Origin of the sequence: Kineosporia sp. NBRC 101731, assembly GCF_030269305.1 — a bacterium.
Classification (GTDB): Bacteria; Actinomycetota; Actinomycetes; order Actinomycetales; family Kineosporiaceae; genus Kineosporia.
Window position 1 is genome coordinate 173559 of record NZ_BSTC01000014.1, and the last position, 17889, is coordinate 191447.

A 17889-nucleotide genomic window follows, 5' to 3' on the forward strand; every position below is an offset into this window, starting at 1 on the left:
CGGCCTTCTCGGCTCCTCACGGGGGCGAACCCCTTCAGCTCACCGTGAGCCCGCGGTCGGCGAACCGGCGGCGGGTGTCCTCCACCTGCTCCCAGGTCGGTGGTTCGGTTCCCTCCAGCCGGTACCGGATCCGCAGCCGGTCGTACTTGTCCACCCCGAGACGGTGGTAGGCCAGCACGTCCACCCGCTCGACGTTGCCGAGACCGGCCGCGAAATCGGCCAGCCCGTCGATGTTGGCGGGGTCGTCCGTGAGTCCGGGTACCAGCACGAACCGCAGGTTCACCGGCTTACCCAGTTCGGCCAGACGTTTCGCGAACCGCAGGGTCGGGGCCAGTTCACGCCCGGTCACCCGCTGGTAGGTCTCCGGGTCGAACGACTTGATGTCGAGCAGCACCAGATCGGTGTCCTCCAGCATCTCGTCGGTCGCGAGATGGCCGAGGAACCCGGCCGTGTCCAGGGCCGTGTGCAGCCCCATCTCGCGGGCACCGCGCAGGAAATTCGCCACGAACCGGGGCTGGGCGAGCGGCTCACCGCCGGAGACCGTGACACCGCCCTTCCCGGCGATCAGCGCCGTCCGGTAACCCCGTACCCGCTCCAGCACCTCGTCGACCTTCGTCATCTGACCGCCCCGAGGCGTCCAGGTGTCGGGGTTCTCGCAGTACTGGCACCGCAGGGGGCAACCGGCGGTGAACATCACGAACCGGGTACCCGGGCCGTCCACACCCATGGACGTGTCCCACGAGTGCACCCAGCCGGCCTCCCCGCGCCGCCAGACCTCCGGGTCGTACCCGGGAAGCGGCGGACGCGGCGCGGCCATCAGAGCGATGCCGATGGAGTTCATTTGACGAGCGGGTCGCCGTGGAAGGTGCGGTTGATGACGTCCATCTGCTGCTCCTGGGTGAGGCGGACGAAGTTGACCGCGTAGCCCGAGACCCGGATGGTGAGGTTCGGGTAGTTCTCGGGGTGTTCCATGGCGTCGACGAGCGTCGCGCGCTCCAGCACGTTGACGTTCATGTGGTAGCCGCCGGAGGTCATGTACGCGTCCAGCACACCGACCAGGCTGCTGATCCGGTCCTCGGGGGTGCGGCCGAGAGCCTGCGGCACCGTGGTCGAGGTCAGCGAGATGCCGTCCCGGGCGTCCGCGTAGTCGATCTTCGCCACGCTCAGCGCCGAGGTGAGCAGACCGTGCTTGTCGCGCCCGTTCATCGGGTTGGCCCCGGGGGCGAAGGGCTCCCCCGCGCGGCGTCCGTCCGGAGTGTTACCGGTCTTCTTGCCGTACACCACGTTCGAGGTGATGGTCAGCACGGACTGGGTGATCTCGGCGTTGCGGTAGGTGGAGTGGGTGCGCAGCTTCTCCATGAACCGGTGCACCAGCTCCGACGCGATGGCGTCGGCCCGGTCGTCGCCGTTGCCGTAGCAGGGGTACTCGCCCTCGACCGTGTAGTCGACCACGAGCCCGGTCTCGTCCCGCACCGGCGTGACCGACGCGTACCGGATCGCCGACAGCGAGTCGGCCGCGACCGACAGACCGGCGATGCCGCAGGCCAGCATCCGGTGCACCGGGTAGTCGTGCAGGGCCATCTGAACGGCCTCGTACGCGTACTTGTCGTGCATGAAGTGGATGATGTTCAGCGCGTCGACGTAGGTGTCGGCGAGCCAGTCGAGCATCTCGTCGTACCGCTTCATCACGTCGTCGTAGTCGAGCGTGTCACCGGTCACCGGCTGGGCGCCCGGGGCCACCTGGGCCCCGCTGACCTCGTCGCGGCCACCGTTGATCGCGTACAGCAGGGCCTTCGCCAGGTTGGCCCGGGCCCCGAAGAACTGCATGGCCTTACCGACCGCGGCTCCCGAGACACAGCAGGCGATCGCCGCGTCGTCACCGTTCATCGGGCGCAGCAGATCGTCATTCTCGAACTGGATGGCGCTGGTGTCGATGGACACCTGCGCGCAGAACCGCTTGAAGCCCTCCGGCAGGCTCGGCGACCACAGCACCGTCAGGTTCGGCTCCGGCGCCGGCCCGAGGTTGTACAGGGTCTGCAGGAACCGGAACGAGGTGCGGGTGACGAGCGGCACGCCTTCCTGGGTGACGCCGCCGATCGACTCGGTGACCCAGGTCGGGTCGCCGGAGAACAGCGCGTCGTAGTCCGGGGTGCGCAGGAAGCGGATGATCCGCAGCTTCATCACCAGGTCGTCGACGAGTTCCTGGGCCTGCGACTCGGTCAGCGTGCCGTCCAGGCGGTCACGCTGCACGTAGATGTCGATGAAGCTGGAGGTCCGGCCGAACGACATGGCCGCGCCGTTGCCCTCCTTGGCGCCGGCCAGGTAGGCCAGGTAGAGCCACTGGATCGCTTCCTGGGCGGTGCCCGCCGGGCGGGAGACGTCGAAGCCGTAGCTCGCGGCCATCGTCTTCAGGTCGCGCAGGGCCCGGATCTGCTCGGACAGTTCCTCGCGGTCGCGGATCACGTCTTCGCTGGAGCGGAAACCGTTGAGCAGGGCCTTCTCGCGGCCCTTGTCCTCGATCAGCGCGTCCACGCCGTAGAGGGCCACCCGGCGGAAGTCGCCGATGATGCGGCCGCGTCCGTAGGCGTCGGGCAGGCCGGTGATGATGCCGGCCTTGCGGGCGGCCAGGATCTCCGGGGTGTAGGCGTCGAAGACGCCCGCGTTGTGGGTCTTGCGGTGCTTGGTGAAGATGTCCTTCACCACCGGGTCGATCTCGTAACCGTAGGCGGCGAGGCCGTTCTCGACCATCCGCAGCCCGCCCTTGGGCATGATGGCCCGCTTCAGCGGCGCGTCTGTCTGCAGCCCGACGATCAGCTCGGCATCTTTGTCGATGTACCCGGGTGCGTGACTGGTGATCGTCGAGGGCGTCTTCGCGTCGGCGTCCAGGATGCCGCGTTCGCGCTCGATCTTCGTCAGCTCACTGATGCGCTGGTGGATCGACTCCGTGCGAGGGGTCGCCGTCGCCAGGAATGCCTCGTCGCCCTCGTAGGGCGTGACGTTGGCCTTGATGAAGGCGCTGACGTCGATCCGGTTCTGCCACTCCTGCCCGGCGAATCCACGCCAGGCAGCCGGAGCGGCCGAATGTTCCGTGGTCTGCAGGGTGTCCATGACTGCATCGTCCGCCTGCCGCAACAGGACCCGTAGAGGCCAAGTGCCCCTGTTCGGACAGTCCTTGGTCAAAGGTCGTTGGTCCCGGGACCGGACCGACCAACGGCTGGTGCGCGCCCCGTCCTCCCGTCGTTATCCTTGATGCCGGCAGGAGGCGCAGATGAATCACCGTTCGATGTCCGGCACCAACCTCACCCTCGAGATGGCGCAGATCGCGGCCCTCGAGGAACACCTGACCAGAAGACACCACGCACCACTCACAGCGGGTGTTCTCGGCCTTGCAACCGTTCCTGAGAAGGCCGTCCTGCAGCACGTGACAGCTGTCGGGCCAACGTGTTACCCGTTCGTATACGGGCATTTCCGGGCGTCCGGCGACCAGTCGGAGGTCGCGGTCGAGCTGCACACCCAGCAGTTGCGCCGGCTCAGCGACACCTTCCGGCTGCATCAGCACTGGGGGCTCTGAGCTCTACAGCAGACAGAACTCGTGGCCGTCGGGGTCGGCCAGCTGCCCGCTGTCGCGCACGGTCGCACCCAGGTCGAGCAGACGCTCCCGCTCGGTCTGCCGGTCGGTGCCGGGTGCAGGGGCGATGTCGAAGTGGGGACGATAGCGGCGGCCGGTTCTGGGGGCCAGGGGCGGACCGCCCCAGGTGATCTTGGGTCCACCCCGCGGCGACTGGATCGCGGTCTCCTCGTCCTGGTCCCAGACCAGCGGCCAGTCCAGCACGCGGCTCCAGAAGTACCCGTTCGCCCGCGATCCGTCGCCGGCCAGCGCCCCGATGGCGCCGGTCCCGGCCAGGAACTGGTTGCCGGGCTCGATCACGCAGAACTCGTTGCCACCCGGGTCGGCGAGCACCACGTGCCCCTCCTCGGGACGCTGACCGACGTCGTGGTGCCGCGCGCCCAGGGCCAGGGCCCTCTCGACAATCTGCCGCTGATCCTCCAGCGAACTGCTGGTCAGATCGAAGTGCAGGTAGTTGGGCGCGGTCTTCGGCTCGTCAGTGGGCAGGAACCGCAGCACGAAGCCGGGATCCAGCACGGCCGGGGCGTGGGCGGTGGTGCCGTCCCGCACGTCCCAGCCCAGGAACCCCGCCCAGAAACCGGTCAGGCGTACCGGGTCTTCGGTGTCGAAGCACAAAGCGACCAGCTGAGCCGTCATGCGCCCGAGTGTGCGCCGCCCGAGGGCTGGCGCGCACCCGGTTTTCGTCACTCCTCGCCGGGCCACTCCCCCGTCCAGCGCTCGAACGCCACGGCTCCGCCCCGGTCGACGGCCGCCTTCACCGCGGCGAAGATCGCGCCCTGGACCGTGGCGGCGAGCAGCACCTGCCCCCACCCGAAGCGCCGGTCGTTGGCCTCGGGGGTGTCGTCGGCGTCGGACACGTGCTTCCACACCTGCTTGAACAGCACGCCCGCGATCAGGCCGGCGCCGACGCTGCCCGCCAGACCGAAGGGCTTGTACAGAATTCGGGCGGAAGTATTGGCCACGGTCTCTCCTTGCAGGTCACGGGCAGGTCATAGGCAGGTCATGGGCAGGTCATGGGCACTGATGAAGCGTCTCTACGGTGACCTGCCCCGGCGGATCGGCAAGTGGAGCGACCCGGGGTGTAACACCTGGGACACTGGTGCCGTTAGAAACAGCGGGGCCCTGCAGGGCGGCAGCGCCTCGTGTCCGACCGTTCGTTCTGCCTGTCTTGAGGTCTTTGTGTTTCACCCTGTGCGCCAGCACTTCCCCCTGGCGCTGGTTTTTCTCTGTGTCGGCCTGGCCAGCGCGATGGCCACTCCCTTCCTCACCCTCTTCCTCACCGACGCGGTACACGCCAGTGGTCTGCAGATCACCGCGTTCCTCGTCGCCGCACCCCTGTCGTCCGTGGTGGTGTCGCTGGGGCTCGCCCGCTGGTCGGACCGTCTGCCCTCGCGGCGCGGACTGATCATCGCGGCCGCCCTGACCGGCGCCGCCGGCTCCCTGCTGACGGCCTGGCTACGGGACTACTGGCTGCTCCTGGGCCTGACCGTGACCGCGTCGGCCGTCGCGAGTGCCCTCGTGCCCCAGGTGTTCGCCCACGCGCGGGGCAGCCTGGCCGGTTCGCCCAACGCCGTCATGACCATGACCACCCTGCGCACGGTGCTGTCCCTGTCGTGGGTGGGCGGGCCGTTCCTGGCGACGATGCTGCTCACCGCCGGTGACTTCACCGCCGTCTACGGTTTCGCCGCCACGATGTTCACGATCGCCGCAGTGGTGACGTGGCGGATGTTCCCCTCGACGCCTGTCCCGGTGGCCACCGTCGCGGCGCAGACCCTGGAGTCGGAACCCGGCCGGGACGAGAGCAGCCGGGTGCTCGTGCTCACCATGGTCGCGCTCGTGCTCCTGCAGTGCACCGGAAACCTCTCGCTGCAGGCTCTTCCGCTGTTCCTGAAGAGCGAGCTGAACGCCGGGCTGGGTGACGCGGGCCTGATCATGGGCCTGTGCGCCGGGCTGGAGATCCCGCTGATGCTGGGCTTCGGGATGCTCGCGGCCCGGTACCCGCTGCGCCGGCTGATGCTGGCCGGGCCGGCGCTGGCCCTGGTCTACACCGCGATCGTCGCGGTCTCCTCCGACACCTGGCAGCTCGCCGCGGCCCAGGTTCTCAACGCGGCCGCGATCGCTCTGCTCCAGGGCCTGGGCATCAGCTACGTGCAGGACATGCTGCCCAGCCGCCCGGGCCACGCCTCCACGCTGTTCATCAGCGCCGGGCCGGTCGGGGCCATGCTGGCCGGCCCGATCCTCGGTGCGGCAGCCGGTTTCGGCTACCGGCAGGCCTACCTGATCGGTGCGCTGCTGTGCGCCGTGGCCTTCGTGCTGCTGCTCGTGGCGCGCCCGACCCTCACCGGCGCCCGCATCACCCGCACGACGCGGATCGGGCGCGAGACCGAGGCGAAGCAACTCGTCGAGGCCTGATCCAGGAGCGAGGCCCGGGCCAACGTCGAGGACCGGGCCAACGTCGAGGACCGGGCCAACGTCGAGGACCGGGCCAACGTCGAGGACCGGGCCCGCGTTGGGCCCCGGCGCAGCGACGGCCCCTGGGCCAGCGCCGGACCCGGGCCAGCGCCGAGGGGCCGGACCAGTGGCGGCACCCGGTCCAACGCCGTTGCGCTGGATGAGGCGGGGCAGCAGCTCTGCTCCACCGGCCCCGACCCCACCGGCGAAGCCTCTGCCGTGTGTACACCTGGTACACCCGGTACCGGGTGTACCAGGTGTACACACGGCGTTCCTTGCTCCCGGAGCCGTGAGCCGCTCCGGGAGCAAGGAACGTCTGCGCGGCCGGAAGCAGACGGACGAACGTTCGTGGCCGTCGCACGGGAAAGGAGCGCGGTACTCATATCGGACGCCGCGTGGTTAGATGCGCCAGTCAACTAAACACGAACCGCGACGGCAGTGAAGGAAGCCGGTGAGAATCCGGCGCGGTCCCGCCACTGTCACCGGGGAGCAGACCCCTCGCCGTGCCACGGCCTGTTGAACCAGGCCGGAAGGCCGGGGCGAGCCTTGATCCGGGAAGCCAGGAGACTTCGGCCGTCGCATCGATCCAGGGCGCGGACCCGAGGAGATCTGATGACGAACACGCTGTCCGGCGGGGTGCTCCGTGCACATCGCTGAGGGCTATCTGCCGCCCCTGCACGCCGCCGCCTGGACCGTCGCGGCAGCCCCCTTCGTGGTGCACGGCGCCCGCTGTGTGGTGCGCGAGGTGCGCGAACGTCCCGAGTCCCGGCTCCTGCTGGGCGCGGCCGGGGCCTTCACCTTCGTCCTGTCGGCGATCAAGCTGCCCTCGGTCACGGGCAGTTCCAGCCACCCCACCGGCACCGGCCTGGGCGCGGTGCTCTTCCGGCCGCCGGTGATGGCCGTACTCGGCGCCGTCGTGCTGTTGTTCCAGGCCCTGCTCCTGGCCCACGGCGGGATCACCACGCTCGGCGCCAACGTGTTCTCGATGGCGATCGTCGGACCCTGGGTGGGGTACGCCGCCTATCGCGCCTGTCTGGCGGTGGGCCTGCCCTTCCCGGTCGGTGTGTTCGCAGCCCTGTCACTGTCCGATCTCTCCACCTACGTGGTGACGTCGGTGCAGCTGGGTCTGGCGCACCCGGACCCCTCCGGCGGTGTACTGGGCTCGATCGGCGAGTTCCTCGGCATCTTCGCCCTCACCCAGATCCCGCTGGCGATCGCCGAGGGTCTGCTCGGCGTGCTGGTGTTCCGCATCCTGGCCCGCATCGCCCCCGAGGAACTGGGCCTGCTGGGCCTGAAGGCCGCTCTCCCGGGACCCACCGACGACGGCGGGCCGACCGCCCGGGCGACCACGACGTCCTCAAGCACCGAAAATCGCCCCGACCGCTCAGGAGCGTGACCACCATGACCACCCGTACCCCACGCCGCCTGGCCGTCGACCTGGGCCTCCTGCTGCTCGTCATCGCCATCTTCGCCATCCCGCTCACCCTGCGGCTGAACACCGACGGCCAGCCCGAGGGCGAGTCCTACGCCGGCAGTGACTCCTCGGCCGCCACCAAGGTGGAGGAGATCAACCCCGGCTACCACGTCTGGTTCAGCCCGCTCTTCCAGCCCTCGTCGGGTGAGATCGAATCGGGCCTGTTCGCCCTGCAGGCCGCGGCCGGGGCCGGGGCGCTCGGCTTCGTGCTGGGCCGGCTGTCCGGCCGCCGCACCCGGAAGACCAGTGCCCCTTGAGCGCTCCGGCGATCGACGTCGCCGCCTGGGCCAGTCCCTGGCGGCGGTACTCACCGGGCGACAAGGTGCTGCTCAGCCTCGGCCTGGTGATCAGTGCCCTGGTGCTGCCGACCTGGCCGGCCTCGGTGCTCGTGACCGTGACCGCGCTGGGTCTCGTGCTCGGCCCGGGCCGTGTACCCGGCCGCCTGCTGGTGCGGGCGGCCCGGGGCCCGGCCGCGTTCATCCTGCTGGGCACCGTGACCATCGCGGTGACCTGGCGCACCGACGGTTTCGGCCCGACCGTGACCGGCGAGAGCCTGGACGCGGCCGTCCAGACCCTGGCCCACGCGGTCTCGGGCACATCGGCCGTGATGCTGCTGGCCGCGACCACCCCGATGACCGACCTGCTGGCCTGGGCCCGGCGCCGGGGAGTGCCCGAAGCGATCGTGGACATCGCCGGGCTGGTCTACCGTCTGCTGTTCGTGCTGCTGGAGTCGGCCGGCGCCGTACGGGCCGCGCAGACGGCCCGGCTGGGCTACACCAGCCGCCGGGCCACTCTGCGCTCGGCCTCGATGCTGGCCGCCGCCACCCTCACCCGGGCCTTCGACCGCGCCCGCCGCCTGGAGAACGGACTGGCCGGGAGGGGTTTCGAGGGGGTCATGCGCACACTCGCCGACCAGCAGCCGTCGTCGCGGCCCTTCGTGGCCACCACCCTGGCCGGGCTGACCGCCCTGGCGGCCGTCTCTCTTCTGCCGGGTGCCCGGTGAACGGGCAGATCGAGGTCGAGGGCCTCGAATTCCGCTATTCCGGAGGCCCTCCCGTGCTGACCGGCGCCGATCTGCAGGTCCCGCCGGGCACCCGCCTGGCCGTACTGGGCGCCAACGGATCGGGCAAGAGCACGTTGTTACGCTGCCTTTCGGGAGCCCTGCGTCCCACCGCCGGCCGGATCACCGTCGGCGGGCGCGAACTGCGCCACACCCGCACCGGACTGCGCGAGCACCGGCACCAGGTGCAGCTGATCACCCAGGACCCCGACGACCAGCTGTTCTCCGCCTCCGTCCGCGAGGACGTCTCCTTCGGCCCGGTCAACCAGGGGCTGACCGACGACGAGGTACGCGCCCGCTGTGACGAGGCCCTGACCCTGCTGGCCGCGACCCACCTGGCCGCCCGGCCCACGCACCAGCTCTCGTTCGGCGAACGCAAGCGCGTGGCCATCGCGGGAGCCGTCGCGATGCGCCCCGACGTGCTGGTGCTCGACGAGCCGACCGCCGGGCTGGACCCGGCCGCGGGCCAGGAGGCGACGGCCGCGCTCGCCCGCCTGCACGACCGGGGCACCACGCTGGTCATGGCCACCCACGACGTGGACCTGGCGCTCGCCTGGGCCGATCAGGTCGCCGTGCTGGTGGGTGGCCTGGTGCGGCAAGGGCCACCGGAGAAACTTCTGGACGACGACACGTTGCTCATCCAGGGCCGGTTACGCCGGCCCTGGGTCTTGTCGGTGGCCGCGCGATTGAGAGCCCTGGGCGTGCTGGGGCAGGAGACACCGGTGCGGGACGAGCCGTCACTACTGGCCGCGCTGGGTTGATCGCAGGCCTGCGAAATATGTACTCATAGCGCCCATCTCTGACACCCATCACTAACCCGTATCGCTTGGACCGGCAGCGCGCGTTGTCCGGCGGCCCGCGATCATGTCAACCTGACTCGTGATGATGACCGGTGTGACTGGTGGACGAACTGGAGCTGTCCGTGGCGGTTTTTGAAGCCGGGCGGCACGTGCTGCCCGAGCCCGAACGCAAGCAGACCGTGGTGACGGCGGTCGGGATCCACGATCAGCACGCGTCGTTCGAGGCGATCGGTGCGACCACGCCGCCGCCCGCGGCGCCCAACGTGGTCATCGTGGTGCTCGATGACCTGGGTTTCGGTTCCTCGAGCGCCTTCGGTGGCCCCTGCACCATGCCCACGGCCGAGCGTCTGGCCACGCAAGGCCTGCGATACAACCGGTTTCACGTCAACGCCCTGTGCTCACCGACCCGTCAGTCGCTGATGACCGGCCGTAACTGCCATTCCGTGGGCATGGGCGGCACCACCGAGATGGCCACGGCCGCGCCCGGCTACAGCGGTTTCCGCCCCGCCAGCGCCGCCACGCTCGCGCAGATCCTGCACGGCAACGGCTACAGCACGGCGGCCTTCGGCAAGTGGCACCAGACCCCGCCGCGTGAGATCAGCCCGGTCGGCCCGTTCGACCGCTGGCCCACCGGTGAGGGCTTCGACAGCTTCTACGGGTTCATGGGCGCCGAGATGAACCACTGGTACCCGCAGCTGTACCGCGGCACCACGCCCTTCGAGCCGGCCCGGCGGCCGGAAGACGGCTACCACCTGTCCGAAGACCTGGTCGACCAGAGCATCGACTGGATCCGCACCCAGCGTTCCCTCACCCCCGGGCGTCCCTTCTTCACCTACCTGGCCATGGGCGCCTCCCACGCGCCCCTGCACGTGGCCCCGCAGTGGCGGGAGAAGTACGCCGGCCGGTTCGACGCCGGCTGGGACGTCGCCCGGGAGGAGATCCTGGCCCGGCAGAAGGAACTCGGGGTGATCCCGGAAGACGCCGCCTTGGCCCCCTGGGCCGACGGCCTGCCGCACTGGGACGAACTGTCGGACAACCAGAAGCAGATCTCCGCGCGGTTCATGGAGACCTTCGCCGGGTTCACCGAGCACTGCGACACCCAGGTCGGGCGCCTCGTCGACACCCTGGAAGAGCTCGGTGAGCTGGACAACACCATTTTCGTGTACCTGCTCGGCGACAACGGCGCTTCCGGCGAGGGCGGTGTCGACGGCACGCTCAACGAGCACCGCCTCGGGCACGGCATCGCCGACGACCCCGATCAGATGATCAACGAGATCGATCTGCTCGGCACGGCCGACAGTTACGCGATCGGCCCGGCCGGGTGGGCCGTGGCGCTCAACACCCCCTACCAGTGGACGAAGCAGGTCGCCTCACACTTCGGGGGCACCCGCGACGGTCTGGTCATCCACTGGCCTCAAGGTATCGAGGGCCGCGATCTGGCCGGTGGCATCCGTCCCCAGTTCCATCACGTGATCGACGTGCTGCCGACCATTCTCGACTGCGTGGGCGTGCCCGCGCCGGTCTCGGTGAACGGTGTGCAGCAGCAGCCGATCGAGGGCACGAGCATGCGGTACACGTTCGACGACCCGCAGGCTCCGGACCGCCGCACCACGCAGTACTTCGAGATGTGCGGCAACCGCGGCATCTATCACGAGGGCTGGATGGCGGTGACCCGTCACGGCATCCCGTGGCAGATGATCCCCGACCCGGACCGGCGTTTCGAGAACGACGTGTGGGAACTGTACGACCTCACCACCGACTGGACGCAGTCCAACGACCTGGCCGCCGCGCAGCCCGGGCGGCTGCGTCAGCTGCAGGACCTGTTCCTGGTGGAAGCGGCCAAGCACCAGGTTTTCCCGCTCGACGACCGGGTCACCGAGCGGGAGAACCCCACGCTCGCGGGCCGGATCGACCTGCTCGGCGAGCGGCGATCGATCAGTTACCACGGGGGCATGCGGCGTCTCACCGAGGAGACCACCCCGAACGTGAAGAACCGCTCGCACTCCATCACCGCGGACATCGAGGTGGCCGAGGGCGCGAACGGTGTGGTGATCGCGCAGGGCGGTGCGTTCGGCGGGTGGAGCCTCTACCTGGTCGACGGCTGCCCCACCTACCACTACAACTATTTCGCTCTGCAGCGCTTCACCATTCGCACGCAGAGCCCGCTGCCGACGGGCCGGCACCAGGTGCGGGCCGAGTTCACCTACGACGGCGAGGGGGCCGGGCTGGGCGGTTCCGTGGACCTGTATGTGAACGACGTCTGCGACGGCAAGGGCCGGGTCGAGGCCACCATCCCGTACTACTTCTCCTTCGACGAGACCCTCAACATCGGCATTGATCTCGGCACGCCGGTGAGCACCGAGTACCCGCGTCTCGACAACGCCCTGACCGGACTGGTGCACGAGGTACGTATCGATCTGGGCGAGGACCAGAGCGGGCACACCGGTAACGACGGTGGGAAGCACGCGCGGGTGATGAGCGCGCAGTAGGCCTCCCGGCCCGATGGTGGCCGTTCAGACCCGGAACCGGCCCACGAGCTGGCGCAGGTCGGTCGACATCTGCGCCAGTTCACCGGCCGCCCGGTGAGCGTCGTTCGTTCCGGCGGTGGTCTGCTGGATCGATTGAGAGACCTCCGAGACAGTATGCGCCACACGGCTTCCCGCATCAGCGGCATCGGATACGCTGCGGTTCATCTCCGCGGTGGTCGCGCTCTGTTCCTCGACGGCGGAGGCAATGGTGGTCTGGAACTCGTTGATCTGCCCGATGATCTGACTGATCTCCTCGATCGCGGACACCGCGCCCTCTGTGTCGGTCTGAATGGCTGCCACCCGCACCCCGATGTCCTCGGTCGCCCGGGCCGTCTCCTGGGCCAGGTCCTTGACCTCGCTGGCGACGACGGCGAACCCCTTGCCGGCGTCCCCGGCCCGTGCGGCTTCGATCGTCGCATTCAGGGCCAGCAGGTTCGTCTGCTCGGCGATCGAGGTGATCAGCTTGATCACGTTGCCGATCTCGGCGGACGAATTGCCGAGTTTGGCCACCACCGCAGTAGTACTGGCGGTGACGTCCACGGCGCGGGTGGCCACCCCGACGGCGCGGGTGGTGTTCATGGAGATCTCCCGGATCGAGGCCTCCATCTCCTCCGCCCCCGAGGCGACCGTCTGGATGTTCATCGACATCACGCTCGCCGCGTCGGCGACTGCTGCCGCCTGCCGGGCTCCGTTGTCCGCGCCCTCGGCTCCCTGGCGGCTGATGATCTCCAGCTGTGACGATGCGGTGGAGAGAGTTTCGGAGTAGCGCATCAGGGTGCTGACCGCATCCCGGAAGGAGGCCACGGCCAGGGCCAGGAACCCGGCCATCCGGCCCACCTCGTCGCGCTGATGAACCTCACTCTCGAGCGTCAGATCACCGGCCGCCACGGCCTCCAGCACCGTCGCGACGCGCTTCAGCGGCCGCACGATGGAATTCCCCACCACCAGGGCGAGCAGAACAGCCAGCAGGAGCGAGACCACGAGCAGCACACCGACGACGCTCTGGGTACGCCCAACCGTGGCGACGTAGTCTTCGCCCTGGACGAGGCTCGCCTCGGCCCGCTCGGTCTCGACCGAGAGCAGTTCCTCGTAGGCCTTGCGTAGGTCCCGATTCGTAGTGAACGCCAGGTCGACGGCCGCAGTGCGATTGGTGCTGTAGAGGTCGAACTCACTGCTCAGGGCAGCGAACCAGGCGTCGGTCGCCTGCTGGATCTTCTCCACCTGGGCCCGACCGGTGGCGTCCGTGTTCGTGGCTGCCGCGGCCAGCGAGGCATTGACCTTTTCCTGGCGCCCCAGTGACTCGTCGCGGAACTTGACGTCCCCGGCGATCAGGTAGCCACGCTCGTCGTTGGCAGCCGCCTTCGCGCTGAGCGCCGCAGCGTTCAGGCTCGTGATGTACGGCACCGAACGACCCACTTCGTCATTGCGTGTGGTCTGGAGATTAGCCACGCCCAGCAGACTGACGACCCCGATGGCCAACGTGCCGACGATGGCGGAACCCGCCACGATCAACACCTTCACGGCCACCGGCCGGTCGCTGAGCCACCGATCCAGGAAACCCTTTTTACTGGTGCCGACGGACATGGAGCTCCTTAGTCGCTGGCCTGACCAGGGGTATCGGTAGCCCGGTGCCGATCTTGAGCCCAGGGGAATCTTGGACGGACCCCATGCCTTCGGCTTGCGCTGGAGTCCACTCCAGTTCCTAGGGTCTTTCCCATGACGACCGGATATGCCCTGCTCACCCCCGGCGGCCGGCTCGAGCCCTGGACCTTCCAGCGCCGCGACCTGCGCCCCGACGACGTTCGCATCCGCATCACCTACTGCGGCGTGTGTCACAGCGACCTGCACGCCATCGAAGGTGCCTCGGAGTTTCCCCTGGTTCCCGGTCACGAGTTCACCGGCGTCGTGACCGAGGCCGGCCCCGAGGTGGCCGCGTTCACGGTGGGCGACGCGGTGGCCGTCGGCAACATCGTCGACTCCTGCGGCACCTGCGCGGCCTGCCTCGACGAGGAGGAGTCGTACTGCCGGGAGTTCCCCACCCTGACCTACGGCGGTGTCGACCGGCACGACGGCACACCCCGTTACGGCGCCTACTCGGACGAGATGGTGGTGCGCGACCGCTTCGTCTACGCCATGCCCGAAGGTCTGGACCCGGCCGGGGTGGCCCCTCTGATGTGCGCCGGCATCACGGTCTGGCAGCCCTTGCGCCGCCTGCGCGTCGGACGGGGCACTCGCGTCGGCGTCGTCGGCCTGGGTGGGCTCGGTCACCTGGCCGTGAAGTTCGCCAAGGCGCTCGGCGCCTCGGTGGCGGTGTTCACCACCTCGTCCACCAAGCGTGACCTGGCCCTGGCCCTCGGGGCGGACGAGGTGGTGCTCTCCACCTCACCGGATGACATGGCCTCCCACGGATACGCTTTCGACGTCATCATCGACACCGCCTCCGGCACGCACGACATCTCGCCCTATGCGCTCACCCTGGACTACGACGGAACGATCTGCATGCTCGGTCTCCCGCCGACGTACGAGGTCGACGCCATGGCTCTGCTGTTCGGCCGGCGGCACGTCACGTCGTCCGGCTCCGGCGGGGTCCGGGACACCCGCGAGATGCTCGCCTTCGCCGCGAAGAACGGCATCACCGCCGACGTCGAGGTGCTGCCCGCGTCCCGGATCCAGGAGGCGCTCGACCGCCTGGAGCGCAACGAAGCCCGCTGGCGGTTCGTGGTGGACTTCGCAGTGACGCCCGAGGCATGACTGCTTATCGTGGTTGACGTGACTGATGAACCGGACGCGATCGGCATTCGTGAAGTTTCCGAACGCACGGGCATCAGTGTGGACGCGTTGCGCTGGTACGAGAAGGAGGGCCTGCTCGTCGGTGTGGAGCGGGGTCCGGACGGCCGGCGGCGCTACACGCCGATGATGCTGCGGTGGGTGCGCACCGTGCAGGCCCTGCGTCGCACCGGCATGCCGGTGTCCGAGGTGCGGGAGTTCGTCCACGCCAGGCCCGAGCCGATGGAGAGACACGAGCGCCGGCTCGAGTTGCTCGAGAAGCAGTCCGCGTCGATCGACGAGCAGCTGGCCCAGTTACAGGAAGACCGCGCCGTGATCCGGGCCAAGCTCGAGAGCTACCGGGTGCTGGTCGCGTCCGGCCTGGACTGCGAGGATCCGGCGTCCGACCAGATGGCCAACGCCGTTTTCGCCGAACGCTTTCCGGTCGAGATGGCGGATCATCACCTCTGATGGTTCTGCCGGGCCCGGTGCGGACCGAGATCGTCGAGCGTCCAGCCGTCGGGATAGGTGATGTTCGGCGCACCGATCGTGAAGAAGGGCGCCGGCGGGCCGTTCCGGCGGCGACGCCGGGCGCGCACGCCCAGTATCATCGCGACCGCCGACCGGGCCATCAGGTTCGGACGACGGAAACCCAGCGCACTGCGGGCGGGTTCATCGATGAGCACCGGAATCAGGGCCTTCGTCACGCCCCGCAGCGGACGGGGGATCGGCGTACAGAGCACTCCCAGCGCCAGGTCCCGTAGCTGCTCGCCGGCCTCGGTGCGGCGCAACATGCGCGCCTCGTAGGCGGCGAACCAGGCATCGTAAGCAGCGAAATCCGTCGGAACGTCGGTGATACCCATCCGGGTGCCCAGTTCCAGGTGCCAGTCGATCACGACCTGCTTCTCGGCCTCGGTGATCGGCCGCCAACCCACCGTCATGATGGTGCGGATGCTCATCACCGCGAAAGTTCCCAGAACCCAGATGTAATCGTCATTGGTGATGTTCCAGCGCCGATGCATCCCGTTGAGGCGGGCCACCCCGTGCCGACCATCGTGCGACTCCAGGCCGGCCTCGATCAGCGAGTACATGAGCAGGCCGGTGTCGTGGGCGCGCCGCCGTGGCTCGGCTTTCATCTGGCCGGTGTGCGTGAGCAGCCCGGCAATCCGTGGTGACGCGAACACCCGCAGATAGCTCAGCCGGTGGGCCAGCCGGTTCTCGAAGACGAAGGTGGACATGGCCAGTTCGCGGTAGCGCCGGTCGAGCAACTGCACGCGTACCGATTCGTCCACCATTGGCGCAATCTAGTGGCAAATCACAGCGAAGCGTCCAAAAGCCCACATGGTGGACGCGCCTCAGCTCACCTCCCGGGACGGCCGGGTACGGCACACTGGTGACCATGACCCAGGCGTCCTTGCGAACGTCCACCCTCGAGCTCGTCCCCCTCACGCCGGCCCACCTGCCGCAGGAGATCGAGCTGGACTCCGACCCGGACGTGATGCGGTACCTGCTCAACGGCCGGCCCCGCCCTCTGGAAGACATCGTCACCGCTCACCACCGGCGCCTGTCCGTCGCGAAAGATCATCCCGGGTTCGGTTTCTGGGCCGGACTTCTGGATGACGCCTTCGTCGGCTGGTGGCTGCTGGAACCGTCCATCGGGCACGACGACGAGGCCGAGATCGGGTACCGGCTGCTGCCCGCCTTCTGGCGGCGCGGCCTGGCCTCCGAGGGATCGGCAGAGCTCCTGCGTCACGCGTTCGAAGACCTGGGGCTACAGCGGGTGTTCGGCACGACCATGGCCGTGAACCAGGGATCGCGGGCGACGATGTCGAAGATCGGCCTGCGTCACGTGCGCACGTTCCACGAGCACTGGGACGAACCGATCCCGGGGTACGAACAAGGTGAGGTGGAGTATGCGATCACCCGCGACGAATGGTTCGCCCGTCCCTAGTCCACCCCCCACCTGAAGCGTGGTCCGTCTCACTCCGGCTGATGCGGTTCGCCGATCCGGGTGAGCGCGTCGACCACCAGTTTCCAGAACCGGTCCGCATCCAGTCCCACCGCCACCCTGGTGCGACACCCTTCGGGCGCCGGACTGCGCAGGTCGGCCACCGTCATGCCCCGCGTCGGCCCCTCGGCCAGCGAGACATCGAGCACGGCCCGGCGCACGGTGAGAACGGACGGGTCGATCACCAGTGCCACCGCGACCGGATCATGCACCGGCGGATGCTCGAACCCCTGGCTCTCGGTGTAGGCGGCGCCGTAGAAGTCGAGCATCTCCCCCACGATCTGTGCCGGCCGGGTTCCGACGGCTGCCAGCGCAGTGCGTACGTGGGGCGTCGCCAGAGCCTGATGCGTGACGTCGAGCCCCACCATGGTGACGTCCCAGTTCTCGTGCACCACGACGTGCGCAGCCTCCGGATCGACCGCGATGTTGAACTCCGCCACCGGCGTGTAGTTGCCGCCGCTGATCGCACCGCCCATGAACACCACTTCGCGCACCCGCTCGACCATGCGGGGCTCCAGCCGCACCGCCAGCGCCAGATTGGTCAGCGGACCGGTCGCGATCAGGGTCACCGTGCCGGCCGGGCGGCTCATGACGGTGTCGATGATGAGGTTCACGCCGTGCCGCGGATCGAGCTGCGCCCGTGCCGGGGGAAGCTGCGGCCCGTCCAGCCCGGTGTCGCCATGGATCTCTTCCGCGACGAACGGCTCGGTGATCAGGCCTCGCGACGATCCCTGAGCGATCGGGACATGACTGAACCCGCCGGCCTCCGCGATCGCCTGGGCGTTGCGCGTCACTTTGGCCAGCGTCTGGTTGCCCGCGACGGTGCTGACGGCAACCAGATCAATCGCCGGACTGCCCTGGGCCAGCAGCAGAGCGATGGCGTCGTCATGCCCGGGATCACAGTCGAGCAGTACCGTGCGCGGTCGGAGGGTGTCGTCAGTCATCTGCTCATCTTCACCCCTGGACGGCAAACGCAGTAATGGCGGCCCGCGCCGCCCGATCGAAGTTTCTTCGTCGGGCGGGGGCCGCCATTACTGTCTTCAATTTTTGTCCGGCGATGTCCTACTCTCCCACACCGTAACCAGTGCAGTACCATCGGCGCTGGCAGGCTTAGCTTCCGGGTTCGGAATGAGACCGGGCGTTTCCCTGCCGCTATGATCGCCGTAACTCTCTC

At 68.9% G+C, this 17889-nt stretch carries 17 protein-coding genes, 1 rRNA gene and 1 riboswitch; of the genes, 10 read left to right on the plus strand and 8 right to left on the minus strand.

Annotated features, from left to right (window positions below; genetic code table 11):
* Nucleotides 1–34: 34 nt before the first annotated feature.
* Both pflA and pflB read right to left on the minus strand, forming a co-directional pair.
* Entirely contained in the window at nt 35–841 is an 807-nt protein-coding gene (gene pflA, locus QSK05_RS29780) for a pyruvate formate-lyase-activating protein (protein WP_285600700.1), read from the minus strand.
* Complete coding sequence (gene pflB / locus QSK05_RS29785; RefSeq protein ID WP_285600701.1) at nt 838–3108, minus strand: formate C-acetyltransferase; 2271 nt, start codon at nt 3106–3108, stop codon at nt 838–840. The genes pflA and pflB overlap by 4 nt, the downstream gene beginning before the upstream one ends.
* A gap of 160 nt (nt 3109–3268) precedes the next feature.
* Here pflB and QSK05_RS29790 point away from each other — a divergent pair, with 160 nt between their 5' ends.
* Nucleotides 3269–3571, plus strand: coding sequence for a hypothetical protein (locus tag QSK05_RS29790; RefSeq protein WP_285600703.1), 303 nt, complete (start codon nt 3269–3271; stop codon nt 3569–3571).
* A gap of 3 nt (nt 3572–3574) precedes the next feature.
* Here QSK05_RS29790 and QSK05_RS29795 read toward each other — a convergent pair whose 3' ends face one another.
* Together QSK05_RS29795 and QSK05_RS29800 are read right to left on the minus strand one after the other, a co-directional pair.
* Nucleotides 3575–4264, minus strand: a complete 690-nt coding sequence (locus QSK05_RS29795; RefSeq protein WP_285600704.1) for a VOC family protein — start codon at nt 4262–4264, stop codon at nt 3575–3577.
* Nucleotides 4265–4311: 47 nt separating this feature from the next.
* Entirely contained in the window at nt 4312–4590 is a 279-nt protein-coding gene (locus QSK05_RS29800; RefSeq protein WP_231488830.1) for a DUF4235 domain-containing protein, read from the minus strand.
* A 229-nt stretch (nt 4591–4819) separates the two neighbouring features.
* Between QSK05_RS29800 and QSK05_RS29805 the strand changes: the two genes are divergently transcribed.
* The 6 genes from QSK05_RS29805 to QSK05_RS29830 all read left to right on the plus strand — a co-directional run bounded on the left by QSK05_RS29805 (nt 4820) and on the right by QSK05_RS29830 (nt 11902).
* On the plus strand, nt 4820–6040 hold the full coding sequence (locus QSK05_RS29805; RefSeq protein ID WP_285600705.1) for a sugar efflux transporter: 1221 nt from the start codon (nt 4820–4822) through the stop codon (nt 6038–6040).
* Nucleotides 6041–6520: 480 nt separating this feature from the next.
* Nucleotides 6521–6649, plus strand: a riboswitch (cobalamin riboswitch).
* A 73-nt stretch (nt 6650–6722) separates the two neighbouring features.
* Nucleotides 6723–7475, plus strand: a complete 753-nt coding sequence (locus QSK05_RS29810; protein ID WP_285600706.1) for an energy-coupling factor ABC transporter permease — start codon at nt 6723–6725, stop codon at nt 7473–7475.
* 5 nt (nt 7476–7480) lie between these two features.
* Nucleotides 7481–7810, plus strand: a complete 330-nt coding sequence (locus QSK05_RS29815) for an energy-coupling factor ABC transporter substrate-binding protein (RefSeq protein ID WP_285600707.1) — start codon at nt 7481–7483, stop codon at nt 7808–7810.
* A complete protein-coding gene (gene cbiQ, locus QSK05_RS29820; RefSeq protein ID WP_285600708.1) occupies nt 7807–8556 on the plus strand; it encodes a cobalt ECF transporter T component CbiQ in 750 nt (249 codons plus the stop codon). Before QSK05_RS29815 ends, cbiQ begins: the two co-directional genes overlap by 4 nt.
* Nucleotides 8553–9374 (plus strand): energy-coupling factor ABC transporter ATP-binding protein, encoded by an 822-nt coding sequence (locus QSK05_RS29825; RefSeq protein WP_285600709.1) that lies wholly within the window; start codon nt 8553–8555, stop codon nt 9372–9374. The genes cbiQ and QSK05_RS29825 overlap by 4 nt, the downstream gene beginning before the upstream one ends.
* Nucleotides 9375–9514: 140 nt before the next feature.
* Nucleotides 9515–11902, plus strand: a complete 2388-nt coding sequence (locus tag QSK05_RS29830) for an arylsulfatase (protein WP_285600710.1) — start codon at nt 9515–9517, stop codon at nt 11900–11902.
* Between the two features lie 24 nt (nt 11903–11926).
* Here QSK05_RS29830 and QSK05_RS29835 read toward each other — a convergent pair whose 3' ends face one another.
* Nucleotides 11927–13525 (minus strand): methyl-accepting chemotaxis protein, encoded by a 1599-nt coding sequence (locus QSK05_RS29835; protein WP_285600711.1) that lies wholly within the window; start codon nt 13523–13525, stop codon nt 11927–11929.
* Between the two features lie 132 nt (nt 13526–13657).
* Between QSK05_RS29835 and QSK05_RS29840 the strand changes: the two genes are divergently transcribed.
* Nucleotides 13658–14692: an NAD(P)-dependent alcohol dehydrogenase gene (locus QSK05_RS29840; protein WP_285600712.1), complete on the plus strand. Its 1035-nt coding sequence runs from the start codon at nt 13658–13660 to the stop codon at nt 14690–14692.
* A gap of 18 nt (nt 14693–14710) precedes the next feature.
* The gene (locus tag QSK05_RS29845; RefSeq protein ID WP_285600713.1) at nt 14711–15178 is read left to right on the plus strand and encodes a MerR family transcriptional regulator; all 468 of its coding nucleotides are present in this window, start codon (nt 14711–14713) and stop codon (nt 15176–15178) included.
* Here QSK05_RS29845 and QSK05_RS29850 read toward each other — a convergent pair.
* The gene (locus QSK05_RS29850; protein ID WP_285600714.1) at nt 15169–16002 is read right to left on the minus strand and encodes an oxygenase MpaB family protein; all 834 of its coding nucleotides are present in this window, start codon (nt 16000–16002) and stop codon (nt 15169–15171) included. The two genes, QSK05_RS29845 and QSK05_RS29850, sit on opposite strands and share 10 nt — an antisense overlap.
* Nucleotides 16003–16106: 104 nt before the next feature.
* Here QSK05_RS29850 and QSK05_RS29855 point away from each other — a divergent pair, with 104 nt between their 5' ends.
* Complete coding sequence (locus QSK05_RS29855; RefSeq protein WP_285600715.1) at nt 16107–16658, plus strand: GNAT family N-acetyltransferase; 552 nt, start codon at nt 16107–16109, stop codon at nt 16656–16658.
* A 29-nt stretch (nt 16659–16687) separates the two neighbouring features.
* On the opposite strand, the gene QSK05_RS29860 is transcribed toward QSK05_RS29855, so the two are convergent.
* A complete protein-coding gene (locus tag QSK05_RS29860) occupies nt 16688–17659 on the minus strand; it encodes a nucleoside hydrolase (RefSeq protein WP_285600716.1) in 972 nt (323 codons plus the stop codon).
* A gap of 105 nt (nt 17660–17764) precedes the next feature.
* A 5S ribosomal RNA gene (gene rrf, locus QSK05_RS29865) occupies nt 17765–17881 on the minus strand.
* Nucleotides 17882–17889 lie beyond the last annotated feature (8 nt).

Bases quoted from the DNA above. Each gene is read 5' to 3' on its own strand.
- pflA (WP_285600700.1), bottom strand. From the start codon at position 841: ATGAACTCCATCGGCATCGCTCTGATGGCCGCGCCGCGTCCGCCGCTT.
- pflB (WP_285600701.1), bottom strand. From the start codon at position 3,108: ATGGACACCCTGCAGACCACGGAACATTCGGCCGCTCCGGCTGCCTGG.
- QSK05_RS29790 (WP_285600703.1), top strand. From the start codon at position 3,269: ATGAATCACCGTTCGATGTCCGGCACCAACCTCACCCTCGAGATGGCG.
- QSK05_RS29795 (WP_285600704.1), bottom strand. From the start codon at position 4,264: ATGACGGCTCAGCTGGTCGCTTTGTGCTTCGACACCGAAGACCCGGTA.
- QSK05_RS29815 (WP_285600707.1), top strand. From the start codon at position 7,481: ATGACCACCCGTACCCCACGCCGCCTGGCCGTCGACCTGGGCCTCCTG.
- QSK05_RS29835 (WP_285600711.1), bottom strand. From the start codon at position 13,525: ATGTCCGTCGGCACCAGTAAAAAGGGTTTCCTGGATCGGTGGCTCAGC.
- QSK05_RS29840 (WP_285600712.1), top strand. From the start codon at position 13,658: ATGACGACCGGATATGCCCTGCTCACCCCCGGCGGCCGGCTCGAGCCC.
- QSK05_RS29850 (WP_285600714.1), bottom strand. From the start codon at position 16,002: ATGGTGGACGAATCGGTACGCGTGCAGTTGCTCGACCGGCGCTACCGC.
- QSK05_RS29855 (WP_285600715.1), top strand. From the start codon at position 16,107: ATGACCCAGGCGTCCTTGCGAACGTCCACCCTCGAGCTCGTCCCCCTC.
- QSK05_RS29860 (WP_285600716.1), bottom strand. From the start codon at position 17,659: ATGACTGACGACACCCTCCGACCGCGCACGGTACTGCTCGACTGTGAT.